Genomic DNA, 16,401 nt, shown 5'->3' on the forward strand with positions numbered 1-16,401 from the left:
GTAGTATAAACTGTTATGTTTTGACAACACGTAGCACCTCGTCGATACTCGTAAGACCTTGCGCGGCCTTTAAAATGCCGTCTTCTAGCATGTTATTAAAGCCTTTAGATTTAAATAGCGCTGAAAGAATACTTGTATTTGCTCTAGACACGATAGGCTCATGAAAATCCTCATCTATGATAAGAATTTCATATATTGCCACTCGACCTTTGTACCCTGTACCTGCACAAGATGTACATCCAGAAGCCTTGTAATAAGTAGCTCCTTTGTCAATTTCGTCACATAAATCTAAATCGTCTAACAATTGAGGCGCTTGAAGATGTGGTTCTTTGCAATCATTGCACAGGCTCCTTAACAAACGCTGGGCAATTACCGCCGACAATGAAGACGCTATTAAGTACGGCTCAATGCCCATATCAACAAGCCTTGGAATAGCACCTATCGAATCATTTGTATGCAGTGTAGAAAGCACTAAGTGACCTGTCATAGATGCTCGAACGGCCAATTCAGCTGTTTCTTGGTCACGTACCTCACCCACAAGAATAACGTCGGGGTCTTGTCGTAATAGCGAGCGTAAACCCGAAGCAAAGGTAACACCTACATCCGCTCGGATAGGAGTCTGTCTAATTTGTGGCATTGCGTATTCAACCGGATCCTCTAGGGTGAAAATGGTTCTTTGAATACTATCTATTTCAGACAAACCTGCATATAAAGTGGTTGTTTTACCGCTACCCGTTGGGCCTGTCACTAAAACCATGCCATAGGGTTGCTCAAGAATCTTCTTAACAGCCGCTTGCTGATCTTTCGGTAAGCCTAAATTAGCAAACTGAGGTCGGTTGTCTGCCGACTCTAGTATTCTAATGACGATACTTTCACCTTGGCTAGTCGGCAATGCCGATACACGTAAATCAACATCTCGGTTGCCAAAATGAAAGCGAGCCCTGCCATCTTGAGGAACTCTTTTCTCGGTAACATTCATACCCGAAATCAGTTTTACTCTAGCCGTTAATGCCGGGCGTAAATCGCTTGGTAACAATACTTCTGGACGCACAATACCGTCTATTCTCATTCTTACCCTAAGAATTTTTTCTTCCGGTTCAAAATGAATATCGGTTGCACCTTGCTTAATGCCTAACGCGATAATTTGATCCACCAATCGAACCATGGGAGATTCACCATCAACCCCCTCTTCTTCGGTTGGTTTAATACCAGACTCCATTAATCTGGAAATAGTATCGTCAATCGTTGCGCTTTGAGTATAGTTTCGCTCAATTGCCTCAATAATTTCTGATTCCGAGGCACTTACGACATCAACAATCAATCGAGTTTGTTTTTCAAGGGCATCAATTGCGATAATATTGAACGCATCTGCCATTGCCACTGTTAATTGTCGATCTTTCATGCCTACAGGCAATAGTTTAAATTTTACTGCTACTTCGTAAGGCACCAATTTTAGTAAGTCGTCGTCGATCACCATTTGGCTTACGTCAATAACTTTGGTGTCTGTTTCAGCGGCTAAATAATCGGTCAATACCTGGTCGGTAATAAAACCAAGCTTGACCAACACTTCGCCCAAAAAACCCCCGTTACGAGATTTTACTTTCAATGCAAGTTCTAACTGCTCTTGAGTTAAATAACCCTCAGCAACCAAACGCTCACCAAGTGGCAGTTTTTTTGCTGACGCGGCACCTTGATTAGAAGGTGCCTCAAAAGTGCTGTCTGTGCTTGCTTCAAACCCTAAATCATTCATAGTAGCTAGTGCGCCAATAAGGTTAGTTTAAGTGCGGACTAAACAAACAACCATAATCCTAGCGTTGTTTCCATTATACTCTTTAACTTTACCAGTGGTTGCCCAGTTAGTTGTGCCACCGTCACCATCTATAATATTACTCACTTTTTCCATTACTTTTCGGTCTAAACCGTCAACACGATAAGTTAACCATGGCCCCTCGTTGGTGCCATCGCCGTCTGCATCACAAATGTATGCATTGTTGTTCGTGTTAACAATTTCTTGTCTTGCCCCAGGCGTGATAGGGTGTGCAGGCATATTATCAAGATAAGGACCATTCCAACCAGGCATGTCTGCATTTGCCGTATTTAATGAATTTTTATTCATAAAGGTATTGTAAAATGCGTTGGTGTTAGTAGACAGGTACCTTGGGAAACGTCCTGTATCTTTGTATATTTGTGTTGCAGCAGTCTGAAACGAGTTAATTTGTTGTACAAGACTAGTCACTTTTGCGTCTTGTATTGCGTCAAAAACGCGTGGGGCAGCGATTGCCGCCAGTATTGCGATAACCGCCATTACACCGATCATCTCAACCAAGGTAAAACCTTTGTTAGCTTTTAAATACTTCATTTGGAACTTCCTCATTTTGGGTTTTGATATACAGTTATACCGCAAAATCGAAGTTGAGAAATCGCTATGAAAAAACATGGTAATTTCCACTCATGCGAGAATCCGACGCTTGCGTACTGCTTTCAAAGTTGATATTGCCGGATTTTATGAAAATATGCGTATTGCGGAAAATATAGGCGTATTGTTTATTATACGAGAATAACTGAACCCCCTTACCTCAAAGCCATAAAACAGGGGGGTAAATTGTTTGTTCAACGATAGATAACTGCCTTTCCATCGATAGTTAAACCTCACTGCATAATGGATAAGGCTTGATTAGGCTGAAGGGAACAGATAGTCTTTCTGCTCACTAGGTTATAGCAAATAGAATAATAACCATTACTAATATTTAAGAGTTTAATAGTTGCCTTTATGAAAAATACCCTATCTGTAAACTTGATATTCGCATTTTTTCTGATTATATCAATAGCTGCTTGCTCTAAGGTTAGTCAAGACAAGCCCGAAGTGCGCACACTGAGTGAGCAAAACTTGGTTGATATTTTGGTTGGCTCTTGCATTCAATCAACACGAAACTGCGATCCCAGTCAATCCATAGCTGAAATCAAAAAAGCGCTGGCTGCAGGAGAAATTTTCACACTTATTCAAGCAAAGGATATACCCGCTGAAGATATGGTAATTGCGGTTCAGGGTATTGGTGGTGGTGGGCCTTGGCAGTATGTTATTGATAGAACGACAAAACAAGGCTTAGAAAATATAGCCGACCCAAGGAAAAGTGTTGTTGAGTTATTCAGGCGTTACTCCAAGCAAAATGTAGCCGCTCTCGTTCGATCGGAAGCCGCTGGCGCCACAGCTACTGCATTGCTACTAAGTGCCCAAATGAATATCCCAATATTAGATGGTGGTATCACAGGACGAGCTGTACCAGAAGTTCAGCAATCTATTCCTTGGATAAACGGTATTTCCTCTGTACCAACCGCTATTATTACTCCCTGGGGAGATGAAATTATAATAGCCAAAGCTGTCGATGAGTATAGAGTCGAAGATATTGCTCGCGCTATTGCCGTAGCAAGTGCTGGAGATGCATGGATTAGCATGACACCAATGTCGGGGAGCCAATTAGGCAACGGGGTGCTAGCGGGTAATATTTCACAAGCTGAATTGTTTGGTCGAACAGTACGGGAAGCAAGAGAAAACGGCAAAGACCCAATTGCCGCGCTTGTTGATGTTGCAGGGGCTTATAAATTATTTGAAGGTGTAGTGAGTAAATCAACCGAAAACGGTGATAGAGGCTTTAACTGGGTAGATGCAGAATTTGAAGGAACAGGCGAATTTTCAGGCCAAAATTACAAAATGTTTGTGAAAAACGAAAACATTGTAGGCTGGCTTGATGGCGAACTAAACGTTATGGCACCTGACTATATTTACAATCTCGATCCAGAAACTGGAGAATCTACTCTTGGCGTAGGGTATGGTGGTTATGTGGTAGGAGAAAAAGTTGCCATAGTTGCTGTGCCCGCTCCTGCTCAATGGCGCAGTAAAAAAGGGATAGAGCTAATTGGACCTAGACATTTTGGTTTCGACTTTGATTTTATTCCAATTGAAAAGCTTCAGGAAAAATCCGTCACAACTGCTCCCTAAACTAGTAAAGCTAACAATAGCAGGATTGATCATATACAAGCCAGCCAAGTTTTATAAATGATCGACAGAAGCGAAGCCTATTATTTTTTTATTTAAGCGTTAACTCAGTCCACACCAATCTGTGGTCTGACGAAGATACTCTGTCTTTGATTAGTCGATAAGTTTCATCCGTTTGGGTAGGCCAGAAAACGCCATTTTTAATCACTTCAATACCGAATGAAGCGGGCAAAACATAATCAACTCGCATTCCCCATGACGCCGTATGATATTTTGATAATGGATTTTCAGGGGCATTGGCATCACCGCCATCACTCTGAGGAATTTTGTTATCATTCACAAAAGGGCTGTTTAAAAGAGCGGTTATTGCTTCTTGCCGAGCATCTCCTTCCGTGTTAGAAGCGTTTTGATCGCCGAGTATGACAAATCTAGATTGTGCTACTAAGCCACCTTTTTTGCCATTATCATCATAGATATAAGCACTATTATTAGGGGTAATGTAGTCAAGCCAAAACCTCACTTCATCATGGTTTTTAGTCCCATTTCGGTCTTCTTCACCATCAAAAACCGGAGGCGTGGGATGAGACGCCAATAAATGTAAGACTTTGCCATCAATATCAATTGGCACATCCCAGTGTGATTTTGATGATAAAGGATATTGCTCCCACACTTCATCACTGTAGAAAGGTTCAGTCGCATTTGGTGCTATTGGTCTTAAAGCATTTGGCATATCCTTCCATTTAAAGTTTTGGAAAGTACGGACATTTTGTTTATCAATAGGGTATCGCGACAATATCATCATGCCATAATGCCCTTCAAAAAAGCCAAAACCCCAGGCATCACTTTGGGTACCGGTTTTTTTGCCATCACCATTTAAATCATAAGGACTCGGCTTTCCCGTATTGACTGGTGCATAATAATAGTAAGGATAATCGATTGCTGCTAAATCGTCGTGCTGTGCTTGCTTCAAATAGTGGTTAATAAATAATTCTACGCCTTGGGTCGGGTCAGCAATAAAATCAAATTCATTAAGCAATATTATATCTGGCCGCGTTCGTTGAATAATTTCGGCAATATTTCTTATTTGTGGGTGGTTAGCCTTTAAACGTTCTATTAGCACCTGATTAGTGGCTAGTTCAGGGTCACGCCCTATATAATTAGTGGCGTCCATACTCACATTAAAAGAAGCGACTTTAATCGTAGGTGTCATTAATCGTTTATTTGTTGTGCAGGCTGCAACTAAGGTTAAAAGGGTCAAGTAAGATATGGCTTTTATGCTAGTGTTCACCCGCTCATTTTGCCTTTTGTTCTTTTAGCGCTCGAATATCAGCAATTAAGTAATCAACCGAAGCTGCATTCAAACCGTTATAGATACCTCGAATATACCTGTTTTGGTCAATCAAAAGAAGGCTTTCTGTATGTAAAAAATCATTGGTGTTTTGAATATTACCTAAATCTTCGCTAGCAAAATAAGCACTCTTTGCAAGACTATAGATTTCTGATTTATCACCTGTAAGCAAATACCATTTACCGCTTACTATATTATTTTCTTCGGAATAAGCTTGCAGGACTTCAACACTATCGGTGCTTGGCCTAATTGAATGTTGTACAATTTTAACTTCTGCGTCATTAATAAAGGTTTCTTGCACTTTATTAAGTTTAGATCGCACTGCGGGGCAAATTCCGGGACAAGTACTAAAGAAAAATCCAGCCACATAGATTTTATCTTCAAAAGTATCTTGTGTAACAGTATTTCCCATTTGATCAGTGAAACTAAACGCAGGTATTTTATGAAATCCATTTAGTTCTGGACTATCTGGTTCTATCCAGTTAGGTGTAAACGCTTCATCTTGGTAATACGGTAATTCCTCAGATGCGTTTAATGGTGTTAAAAACAATAGTATTACTGTGAGTGTGAATATTTTCATCATATAAATTATCCTTCTGATTGCTTTTTGTAATAGCCAACAGACAACATTTCATCTTCGAGACCAACACAGTTGTTTGCCTTTCGGAGACCATAAATACGTCCATTTTTGTATTCAAAGTTACTAAACAATTTGCCATTTAAACGCCATGCTTTTTGCAGGCCTTGTGGTTGTCCTTGCACAAAGTTGTATTGTTTAAATAGCTTGCCGTTGCGGTACCAACGCCACCCCACACCTTCGGCTTTTCCGCGCCTAAAAAACGTTTCTGAACGTTTGTTGCCATTAAACCACCAACTGCGAACAAAGCCTTCTCGTAAACCAGACTTATACTGAGACTCAAATGCTAAAACACCATCTTCAAACCATTTTTTTGAAAAGCCTTGGCGCCTGCCTTTTTCAAACTGATCTGCCGAAGCTAGCTTGCCATTTTGAAAATATGTCTGCGTTTCTCCAGAAAAAAGCTGACCTCTGTAGACACGTTCACCACGTTCATTGAGGCTAATTTCAGACTCATCAACCACTTGGTATGATGAAAAACCAGGCACTAAAGAAAAAGCACTGACCGCGCATAACAACAATAGCGCAATGCTTCCTCGGTTTTTAATTATATTAATGAACAACTTTAGTTCACTCCGGTTGGTGTGCCTTGAAAGTTACCCGGGAAAATCAAATAATTCTCACCATTTAAATATTGCTCGTTTGATATATGATAATGATACTCAGCATCTTCAGCACTTGACCCAGTGTATAGAGTAGTCGTTGAGTGACCATTTGATGCGTCTAAGTCAGTTGGGTAGCCACCTGTAGAAAAACACCTACGGCCAAAAATCAAGAAACCATCAGACATAATTCCTACCAACTTGTCATCATCAAAAGAAATAGCCTTGGGCTCTAAATGATAATGGTAGGTTTGTGGTCCCGTATGTGCCCCATTGCGATCGAAGCCTTGAATAACGCCAAGTGATACATCGCCGTTTCCTTCCGAATCATTAAAAATAGGTGTGCCACTAATTGCTATGCCAATAGCCCCTAACGGTGTAGCTGAAGTACTATCGGCTAGGGCAGGTTCAACCGGAACATTTAATTCGAACACATTTACATAGTCTTCAATGTCGCCTGGTGAGCGACGCTGATCAAAAAGAGTTTGATCTTCAGGTTCGACATATAATCCACTTGCATTACCAGCATCCCAATAAGATGATGTATGGTCTGGTTTTCCATCAGATTCAAGCGTTACGGAACAACCATCTGAGGATAATACAACTGTTACATTAGGCGCCGCAACAAATTCTAAAAATGCACTAGAAAGTTCAGAGGCCGGGTTACTGCACCCTGAATTATCAGGCTCAATTGAGCCAACACCATCATCAATGATTTCGGTTTCCATATCTGAAGAACCGCCGCCGCAAGCAGCCAGTGTTAATGCACTGGTGATTATTGCAAGTTTGTATATAGTAATTTTGTTTGTCATCTTCGTTAACCTTTTATATGAAACCGTTAAATCGTGGTTAATATAAGCTTATATAAATTCGATAAAAAAAATAGACTTCAAATGTGCAATTGTTAAGGAGATTACATGCAGTAATTGTGGAGGTTTTACTAAAAAACTACGTTGTCTGACAAGTTTAGAAAAATTAGCTATGTGTGTTTCTGTTACTAGACGCATAGCAAAAACGCCATAGTTTTTCGAGAGGCCCTTGTTTATAGTGATTCAAATAAAGCTTCGCTAACATAATTTGTAAGATTGTCATCAATATTACCAAAACAAAAAAATCGAACTGTGTCATTACTTTATAAAATTCAGGTACTACCCAACGCAATAATAAGCCCATCAAAATTGATTGAAAAATATAAAGACTAAACGCCACTTTGCCAGGCGCGCTAAACACCTTGACAAACATACTTTTTGGTTTGTTTTTTTGACATATTTTTATAGCAATATGTGCATAAACTAAGGCAACAAAAATGGCTGAAACACTAGAAAATGCTGGCATCGCTTCACTCAATATCAAAGGGAATGACCATTCCAAGATTGCGCAAATTGAGGTGCTTAAAACTGCCACAATTAACAACTTATTAAAGGTATTTGCGGCAAATCCATTTTCAAAAAAGCCATCGCGGTATAAATATATACCTAAATACATGAGGCCTAATGCTTGCCACAAAATAAAAAGCGGTGAAAGTAACAAAAGTAAAACCGCAAAACCCGCTTGCATTAGTATTTGATTAATATAATTAAAAAACCAAGCATCGTAACTTTCAATAAAGCTGCTACTGCCTCTAGTGACTAATGCAGAAATATCCATTGCATAGGGTATAGCGCTCGAAGCACCCATTATTAGGCTTAGTATAGAGCCAATAATGATGAACTTTTTTGCTTTTTTTATTATTTCGCCTTGAGATAGAGCTAAATTACTAATGATCAACATACCTGTAATGCTATATAACATTAAAATATCGCCGCCAAAAATAAAGACCGCATGTATACAACCAAACAACAATAACCAGCGCAGTCGTGATTTTAAGAAAGAAGTAGAGTCGATACCTTTCGCTTGCGAAGCACTAAACTGTATCGCAAGGCCAACACCAAAAAGGAGACAAAAAAGCGTGCGAAATCGCCCATCAAAAAACACTGTATTTACGAATGAAACTAGTTGGTCACCTACATTCACCGTTTCAAATGGCACATAACCCAATAGAATATGCGCATGGTAGGGTATGTTCATAAACAAAATGCCTAGAATGGCAATACCTCGTAGCGCATCAATAGAATCTATTCGCATAAAATTCAGGACTAATAATCTATTGGCGATTGAAGAAGTTTAGCGGCGTCTTTTGCAAAATACGTTAAAATGCCGTCTGCACCGGCACGTTTAAAAGACATTAAAGACTCCAATATGACCTTATCTTGGTCGAGCCAGCCTTTGGCGAATGCCGCTTTATGCATGGCATATTCGCCACTGACTTGATAGGCAAAGGTAGGAAACTTAAATTGCTGCTTACAGGCATGTACAACATCTAAATAAGGCATTCCTGGTTTAACCATCACCATGTCAGCGCCTTCTTCGATATCTAAGGCAATCTCTGCCAAAGCCTCATTGGTGTTAGCCGGATTCATTTGATAAGAGTATTTGTTGCCACCTTTTATGTTCCCGGCAGAACCCACCGCATCCCTAAATGGCCCGTAATAACTCGAAGCATACTTTGCCGAATAAGCCATGATGCATGTATTCTTAAAATCAGCCTCTTCGAGAGCTTCTCTTATGGCACCAATGCGGCCGTCCATCATATCGGATGGTGCAACGATATCTGCGCCTGCCTGAGCGTGAGATAAAGCTTGTTTGACTAAGACTTCAATTGTCTCATCATTGAGGACATAATTACTGTCGTCAATAAGGCCGTCTTGACCATGCACTGTAAAAGGGTCTAAGGCTACATCGGTTATGACGCAAATATCATCGCCAAATTTATTTTTTAATGCACGGACTGCTTGCTGGGCTAGCCCATCAGCATTAAACGCCTCCTTTGCGTCCAATGATTTTTGCTCCGCTTCGACGACTGGAAATAAAGCGAAATGCGACAAGCCAAGCTTTACACACGACGCCACTTCGTCAATTAATTTGTCTATACTAAATCGATTAATGTCTGGCATAGAATCGACTTTTTCAATATCGCCAAGCCCAGGTATAACAAACATTGGATAAATCAAATCATCCACACTGAGTTTATTTTCACTAACTAAACTTCTAAGCGCTTTGGTGCGACGGAGACGACGCATACGAGAAGATAATAACAAAGACATTTTGTACCCAACTAAGGCCTGATTTATGAGATGCTCTTAGTATACCTAAGCTACAATCAAATTGCGTCCTTTCTGTTTGGCTTGATACAAGTTTTGATTTACTAGGGTGTTGTATACTAGCTAACAACTTTGTCATTACTGATATTCTTCTATAACACAGCGATTACGACCCGTTTCTTTTGCTTGGTACAATAGTTTATCGACGTAACCTATAATGATGGCATGCTCTTCTTCACTGCCCATGACACGTGAGCAGCCACCAATACTAACGGTCATAGAAAGTTGCTTACTTTCAAATAAGATTGTCTTTTCTTGTATAGCCAATCGAATACGCTCGGCTAACACTTGTAGACCTTCAAGGCTTGTATTTGGCAAAATCAACACAAATTCTTCGCCGCCGTATCGGCATATAACGTCGGTAGGACGTTTAATAGTATCTTTGAGCATTTGCGCAAACAACTTTAAACAATAGTCTCCACAAAGATGGCCATGGTTATCATTTATCTTTTTGAAATGATCAATATCTAACATCAAAATACCCAGTGAAGTTATTTCACGTCGGCTTCGTCGAGACTCTGCTAGCAATCGTTTATCAAAATAACGTCTATTCATCACACTGGTTAGAGGATCAATAGCACTTAATCGCTCTAGTTCTTGGTTTTTTTCGGCCAACTCTCTCAATGCTATTTCTAATTCGAGCGTTCTTTCTTCAATGTTATATTCTAAGTCAATTTTATTTTGTTCCTGCAACTTCAATAGCTCTTCTTGAGCTTCTAGGGCTTCTATCTCTTTATTAATTGCAATATCTTTTGTTTGAATGGCCTGTTCGAGTTGCTGATTAAACTTTGTCGCTAAGGCAAATGACAATATGATGGAGTCTAATAATGCGCCGCCCATAATAATAACGCTGTAATCCACAAACGTAGAATAGATGCCAAAGTTCTCCAAAGCAGCCAAAATGCAAGAGCAAAAAAACACTAACCAAGTAGCGCAGTAATACATTGCTATGCGATTACCCCTTAGCGCTAACACTAGAGAAAGGCAACAAATAAGAGGAATCGTGATACACAACAACAGCATAAACAAGGGTGCTATAAGTGCATATGAAAAGAATAAACAACTCAGGATGATAAAAATATAAACTAAACGAAGCGCGCTAAATAGCCGGTAAATATTTGGAAAGCAATCTCTTAATTCTAATAATCGAGAAGACATGCTTATGCCCAAAATCGCAGTCATACTAAAAGCCAGAATTACTCCGTATTCCTGTACCCATAGCCAATTGGGCCACAAGTAATGAAAAGCAAAGCCCTCAAGAGACGCAACCCCCAATATAATCGAAAAAACAAAGCCTGAATAAATAATAAAAAGTGGATTACGTGTTGTGGAGTATACAAATAAACTTGTTATAATCATGGCGATCAAATAACCAAAAAATATCCCAGCAAACAGTTTGTATAAACCTGAATATTCAATAAATTCATTTTTATCCCAAAGCGTTATTGGAATCTTAATCGCCCCTTCACTTCTTACTCTTATAAATACTTCAAGGTCAACTTCTGACGACGGTACGTTAAACAAAAACTGTTCGTGTTCAACGATACGATTGTAAAAGGGAAAGGAATCACCTGTACTATATGCAGCAACAGTATCGCGTTCGCCAGAGTCAGCTTGTGCCGCGATAAACCAAACATTGACCTGGTCTAGTAAGCTATAGTCAATTAAGAGCAAAGGTTCATTTTGCGTCTGTGCGGCTTCAATTTTTAATTTTATCCAAAACGATGCATTGGATAAACCAAAGTTTTCATTCTCTAGTTTTTGCCAATCAAGCATACTATTTTCAGGACCATAGAATTTATTGGCATCAACACTTTGTTGAGTATCAACGAAGAACTGGGACGCCAAGATTTGCCCGTTTTCTTCATTCATTTTTGAAAGGTAATAAGGGATCCCCATCAACACACTTAAAAAGACGAGGGTAAGCAGAATAATGCCAATGCTGACTACTTGTAGAGTGGGCTTTTTATTGAATTGCATTTACTCGCCCTTATCGAAAAATAAACGACAAGCATTTGCAAATGTTGCTGTTTGAATTTCAGATAAGGAGTAATCGGTTAACAAACTGACTTGTTGTGCTATATGAGGTAGATTTGCGGGCACATTTACAGAACGCCTTGGCTTTAAGGTTTTAGGAAACAAAAATGGGGAGTCTGTTTCTAATAACATTTTTTCCTTCGGCAGCGCCGTAATAGCCTCTCGCAAGTCATTACCTCTTTTGGGATCGCATACCCAACCGGTTATTCCAATGTAACACCCTAGTTCAATATATGTCTGTAACTGACTTTTGTTACCCGTAAAACAATGAGCAACCATAAATGGAATATAGGGTGTGTATCGCTGCAATAAATTGACTTGCTCATCGAACGCTTCTCTTTCATGCAGGTAAATACCCACTTGATGTTCGGCGGCTAATTCAAGTTGTTTTTCAAAAACATAGCGCTGGTTGTTTTGACTAGAAAAATTTCGATTAAAGTCTAATCCACATTCGCCAATTGCTGCTAATTGTTTATCGGCAATAACACGGGTAAGTTTAGTCCATGAATCACCATTGACGGCATCAGCGTAGTGCGGGTGAACACCTGCCGTAAAGGCAGTTTTGCATGCTTGTGTGGAATGCGCACAAAAGCGTTCAGCTTCTGTCGATTCTGCAATGTCCGACGATATAATAAGCAGATGAGTTACATCATGGGCCAACGACCCGTTTAAGACTTCTAACTTATCGAATCTAGAATCGAATAAATTCACACCAGCATCGCACCAGGCCACAATATTAATCCTGAATTAGTTAATTCGTCTTACTCTGATTGTTCTATTACTGCCTTCTTTTTTCATAAAATAAGCTGAAAACGAACCCTTTTTTAAGGTAACTTCTTGTCCAACTTTAATCTTCAAACGACTAGACTCTTTTTCTCGCCATTTTTGGCCGTTAACTAATGTGAATGTTCTCAAGCCCCTACTATTTTCAGTAATAGTGCTTACCGTCGCTTTTATTTCTGTTGGGCCTTCGTCTACTTTGTCTTTCTTTAGTTGTTCTTCACCAAAACTTTCTTCTACTGAAGTCGTTTTAAGTGGCTCTTTTGGCGGTGGAGCAGCCTTGTCAGTTATCGGTGCCAGAGGCTTTTGTGATGCAAGCGATTCGGGCTTATCTGTTTTCTGATTGACGAGCTTAGGCTCTTTGGCTGGTCCTCGACCAAAAAGGGTGTCATAGCATAGTAATCGAGCAATATCATTGTCGACTGATACGCATTTTTCGACTTCGTCATCTTTTTGCCCAGCAAATGCGGTAAAACTAAGAGTAGTAGCCAATAGCAATGTCAAACAAAAACCAATATTAAACCCATGGAAACCTGTCGATATTTTTCTAAATTTCATCACTTGCAAACCCTTCGTCTTATTGTTTACTGAACACTAAAAAGCGCACAATTTTCCCTATGCTAACACAACTACAAACGAGCTTTAATTACCCAGAAGCATTATCATCATCGGCTTCTTGACCATTTTGAATGGTATTTTCTTCCAATTCTTCTTCATTATTTTTGCTGTAAATACTGCCAACTAAAACACCTACTTCAAATAACACCCACATTGGCAAGGCTAACAAGGTTTGCGATATGACATCGGGTGGCGTTAGTAACATGCCGACCACAAAGGCAGCTACAATAACGTAAGGGCGCTTTTTCCTAAGATTGTCGGCATTAGTAACGCCTGTCCAGCACAGCAATATAACAGCAATTGGGATTTCAAAGGCTAAACCAAAAGCAAAAAATAACTTTAGAACAAAGTTCAGATAGCTAGAAATATCGGTACTTACCAAAACGCCTTCTGGGGCCACACTATTGAAGAACAAAAACGCAAGTGGAAACACGACAAAATAAGCAAAAGCCATGCCTGCATAAAATAGTAAAGTGCTACTAGCCAATAATGGAGCAACAAGTTTTTTTTCACGACTATATAGTCCAGGCGCGACAAAAGCCCATATCTGATATAGAACATAAGGAATAGCCACAAAAAACGATAGCACCAAAGTCAATTTGAAGGGCGCTAAAAATGGAGCCGCAACATCTGTTGCAATCATACTCGCACCTTCGGGTAAGCTGGCGATTAATGGCATAGCCAAATAATGATATAAGTCTTGTGCAAAATAAACTAAACACAAAAATACTAACAATACCGAGCCAAGCGCTCGCAATAAACGCGAACGCAATTCGATCAAATGGCTAATCAGTCCTGACGGCTCACTCATTTTGGTTTTTTTCTTGTTGCTTGGCAGTTACATTAGGCGTTGACGAAGAAACACGTTGTGGTGTGGCTTCTGGCGCTGAATCGAGCAAGTCTGGTTGAATATGGTATTCTGGGCTAGCTGAACCTTCGATGCTCTGTTTGGGCTTTTTTAGGATGGGTTTGTGGTCTTCGATTGGCGCAGTATCACTTTTTACAAAATCGTCTGTCAAATATTCATCGCCAGCGGGCTCATTTGAATGGCCATGTGCATGACTAAATTCGTCATCAAAGGTGTCAATTTGGTCTTGAGTTTGGGTGTCTGATGAATGTGATGTAGCAATCGTTTTTTGAGGCACAAAATCTTGGTTCTCTTGCCCTGCTTTGTATGGTTGCCTAACCGATTCAGCAGCGGCTTTTAACTCATCCACTGACTCACGCAAGTCTTTGCCAATGTTTTGCATGCCTAATTCTTCAGCTTTTTTCAAATTAGCATGTAATTCATGAGCATCTAACTGCGACACCACCTCCTCTTTAAATCCATTTGCCATTTGCTTAACACTGCGCACAGTCGATACAACAGAACGTATTGCACCAGGCAAACGTTCAGGGCCAAGAATGACAAGCGCCATAGTGCCGATGACTAACAGTTCCCAAAAACCAATATCAAACATAGTTTAGTCTTTGCTAGCCTGTTTAGTGCTTTCAGCGCTAGCCTGTTTAGGTTCAACAGACTCAGTATTTTGTTCTTGTTTTTCGATACTTTCAAATTCTGCATCTTTGCTTTGGTCTTGATCGTCTTCTTTTATGGCTTTTTTAAAACCTTTCAACGCAGAACCCAAATCAGACCCTACATTGCGAAGTTTCGACGTACCAAACAATAAAATCACTATACCGAGCACGATGAGAACTTGCCAAATACTAATGCCGCCCATGAAATTTCCTTAATACCTTTTGTACAATCGTTAAAGTATAACGTATTGAATTAAACTTAATGTTGTGTTGGTATTATACGCAGTTATTGACGAATATCACTGGCTTTACTCTCACCAAGGAAAATTTATTGGTAAATTGGCGATTAATTAATGAAAAGTAAATGGCTAGAGCATACTGGAATGCTCTGTTTTATGATGCTTTTTACAATGTTTTCGATGTCAACAAATGCAAGCGCGGCTGATGACGAAAATACAACGACTGAAAACATAAAGAATAACACCATAAACTACGATTTTTGTGGGGAATTCGGCTGGATAGATGACGCCCACTGTTATCTAAATTATGGTGTCGATACAACTGCCAGCAGACTCAACAATTGGTTCAAGCGTGAAGGCGATGACCAAAATAGCGAGGCAACCACGAGGGGTCGAGTACGCTTTGGCTGGGAGCCTCGCTCAGGTGATTTAAGTGAGTTTGATTTTAGATTTAGAATAAGGGTTAAATTGCCTGCATTAGAAGAACGGGTAGAATTGTTCTTTTCAGACGAAGAAGACGACCTCAACCAACAAGCGGTAAAAGCAGCAAGAAACGATGAGTTAGGTAACCGTGATCAAACGGTACTTGCTTTGCAGTTTAAAAAAGATGAAAAAGACAAAATGTCTTACCGAGTTGGATTTGGCAGGGGTAGTCAGATATACACCAGGGCCCGATACACCGACAATATTAAACTCGGCGCCAACACAAACATGCGTTATTTTGCTGAATCTAATTTTTATTCAACAGACGGCCTAGGCTTTGAAGCCAATGCCGAACTTGGACATGTTTTTAATGAAAATTCTGCCTATGAAATTAGCAATAGCTTTCGTTTTCGAGACCGCACTAATGATTGGATTTGGCGTCATGAATTTCAATATCTTTACGTAACCGATGATGAAACAAGCTACCTATTCACAGCCGCAATTGATGGTTTATCGAAACCGCGCTATCAAAAAGAACAAATGCTGGTCAGCGTGCGGTATAAAAGACGTTTTTTAAGAGAATGGCTATTTATTGAAATTGAACCTTTTATTTTGTGGTTGCGTGAAGAGGAGTTTCGCTCTTCGCCCGGAATCGCTGTACGAGCAGAGATACACTTTCAAACCTAGCATACTTAAGTCTTAGATTTGAAAGCTACCAAATATGTTACGTCAAACGCTCACTTATGAATTTGTATTTTCGTCTCCAGAGCTTACACCATCGCTAGCAGGTGCTTGTGCTGGTGCTGGTGCTTGACTATCAGGTTGATTTGCCGCTTCTTCTTCCCCGGCTCTTTCTCTTTCGTGGATATGGTCTTCTTTTGACATGATATTTCCTTTTTTTATGTGTCAATTTCAGTATATGCTAGCTAGTATGCAATTGCCAACTACTCAAGATATACTTGTTATACGTAAATAAATGTAAAGCCCCAGCGAAAACGCTAATTT

16 protein-coding genes and 1 pseudogene are annotated in these 16,401 nt (G+C 39.9%); 2 read left to right on the forward strand and 15 right to left on the reverse strand.

Annotated features, from left to right (window positions below; translation table 11 throughout):
* Positions 1-13 precede the first annotated feature (13 nt).
* Together RM552_RS11530 and RM552_RS11535 are read right to left on the reverse strand one after the other, a co-directional pair.
* Positions 14-1,750 (reverse strand): GspE/PulE family protein, encoded by a 1,737-nt coding sequence (locus RM552_RS11530; protein WP_311368995.1) that lies wholly within the window; start codon positions 1,748-1,750, stop codon positions 14-16.
* A gap of 27 nt (positions 1,751-1,777) precedes the next feature.
* Complete coding sequence (locus tag RM552_RS11535; protein ID WP_311368996.1) at positions 1,778-2,359, reverse strand: prepilin-type N-terminal cleavage/methylation domain-containing protein; 582 nt, start codon at positions 2,357-2,359, stop codon at positions 1,778-1,780.
* Positions 2,360-2,770: 411 nt separating this feature from the next.
* On the opposite strand from RM552_RS11535, the gene RM552_RS11540 reads away from it, so the two are divergent.
* The gene (locus RM552_RS11540) at positions 2,771-3,997 is read left to right on the forward strand and encodes an S-methyl thiohydantoin desulfurase family protein (RefSeq protein WP_311368997.1); all 1,227 of its coding nucleotides are present in this window, start codon (positions 2,771-2,773) and stop codon (positions 3,995-3,997) included.
* A gap of 88 nt (positions 3,998-4,085) precedes the next feature.
* Here RM552_RS11540 and RM552_RS11545 read toward each other — a convergent pair whose 3' ends face one another.
* The 12 genes and pseudogenes from RM552_RS11545 to tatA all read right to left on the reverse strand — a co-directional run bounded on the left by RM552_RS11545 (position 4,086) and on the right by tatA (position 14,937).
* Positions 4,086-5,282 (reverse strand): endonuclease/exonuclease/phosphatase family protein, encoded by a 1,197-nt coding sequence (locus RM552_RS11545; RefSeq protein ID WP_311368998.1) that lies wholly within the window; start codon positions 5,280-5,282, stop codon positions 4,086-4,088.
* A gap of 4 nt (positions 5,283-5,286) precedes the next feature.
* Entirely contained in the window at positions 5,287-5,925 is a 639-nt protein-coding gene (locus tag RM552_RS11550; RefSeq protein WP_311368999.1) for an SCO family protein, read from the reverse strand.
* 5 nt (positions 5,926-5,930) lie between these two features.
* Positions 5,931-6,542: a toxin-antitoxin system YwqK family antitoxin gene (locus tag RM552_RS11555; RefSeq protein WP_311369000.1), complete on the reverse strand. Its 612-nt coding sequence runs from the start codon at positions 6,540-6,542 to the stop codon at positions 5,931-5,933.
* A 2-nt stretch (positions 6,543-6,544) separates the two neighbouring features.
* Complete coding sequence (locus RM552_RS11560; RefSeq protein WP_311369001.1) at positions 6,545-7,393, reverse strand: YHYH protein; 849 nt, start codon at positions 7,391-7,393, stop codon at positions 6,545-6,547.
* A gap of 163 nt (positions 7,394-7,556) precedes the next feature.
* Complete coding sequence (locus RM552_RS11565) at positions 7,557-8,648, reverse strand: DUF418 domain-containing protein (protein ID WP_311369002.1); 1,092 nt, start codon at positions 8,646-8,648, stop codon at positions 7,557-7,559.
* Positions 8,649-8,716: 68 nt separating this feature from the next.
* Positions 8,717-9,724, reverse strand: coding sequence for a porphobilinogen synthase (gene hemB / locus RM552_RS11570; RefSeq protein WP_311369003.1), 1,008 nt, complete (start codon positions 9,722-9,724; stop codon positions 8,717-8,719).
* A 135-nt stretch (positions 9,725-9,859) separates the two neighbouring features.
* The gene (locus tag RM552_RS11575) at positions 9,860-11,761 is read right to left on the reverse strand and encodes a sensor domain-containing diguanylate cyclase (protein WP_311369004.1); all 1,902 of its coding nucleotides are present in this window, start codon (positions 11,759-11,761) and stop codon (positions 9,860-9,862) included.
* Complete coding sequence (locus RM552_RS11580; protein ID WP_311369005.1) at positions 11,762-12,550, reverse strand: TatD family hydrolase; 789 nt, start codon at positions 12,548-12,550, stop codon at positions 11,762-11,764.
* A gap of 15 nt (positions 12,551-12,565) precedes the next feature.
* Complete coding sequence (locus RM552_RS11585) at positions 12,566-13,156, reverse strand: hypothetical protein (RefSeq protein WP_311369006.1); 591 nt, start codon at positions 13,154-13,156, stop codon at positions 12,566-12,568.
* A gap of 88 nt (positions 13,157-13,244) precedes the next feature.
* A complete protein-coding gene (tatC, locus tag RM552_RS11590) occupies positions 13,245-14,027 on the reverse strand; it encodes a twin-arginine translocase subunit TatC (RefSeq protein ID WP_311369007.1) in 783 nt (260 codons plus the stop codon).
* Between the two features lie 358 nt (positions 14,028-14,385).
* A pseudogene (tatB, locus tag RM552_RS11595) lies at positions 14,386-14,676 on the reverse strand (Sec-independent protein translocase protein TatB); the annotation flags it as partial.
* Positions 14,677-14,679: 3 nt separating this feature from the next.
* Positions 14,680-14,937, reverse strand: a complete 258-nt coding sequence (gene tatA, locus RM552_RS11600; protein WP_311369008.1) for a Sec-independent protein translocase subunit TatA — start codon at positions 14,935-14,937, stop codon at positions 14,680-14,682.
* Positions 14,938-15,087: 150 nt separating this feature from the next.
* On the opposite strand from tatA, the gene RM552_RS11605 reads away from it, so the two are divergent.
* On the forward strand, positions 15,088-16,083 hold the full coding sequence (locus RM552_RS11605) for a hypothetical protein (RefSeq protein WP_311369010.1): 996 nt from the start codon (positions 15,088-15,090) through the stop codon (positions 16,081-16,083).
* Between the two features lie 54 nt (positions 16,084-16,137).
* On the opposite strand, the gene RM552_RS11610 is transcribed toward RM552_RS11605, so the two are convergent.
* The gene (locus RM552_RS11610; protein ID WP_311369011.1) at positions 16,138-16,281 is read right to left on the reverse strand and encodes a hypothetical protein; all 144 of its coding nucleotides are present in this window, start codon (positions 16,279-16,281) and stop codon (positions 16,138-16,140) included.
* Positions 16,282-16,401 lie beyond the last annotated feature (120 nt).

It is taken from the genome of Glaciecola petra, from assembly GCF_031846345.1.
Taxonomy (GTDB): Bacteria; Pseudomonadota; Gammaproteobacteria; order Enterobacterales; family Alteromonadaceae; genus Glaciecola; species Glaciecola petra.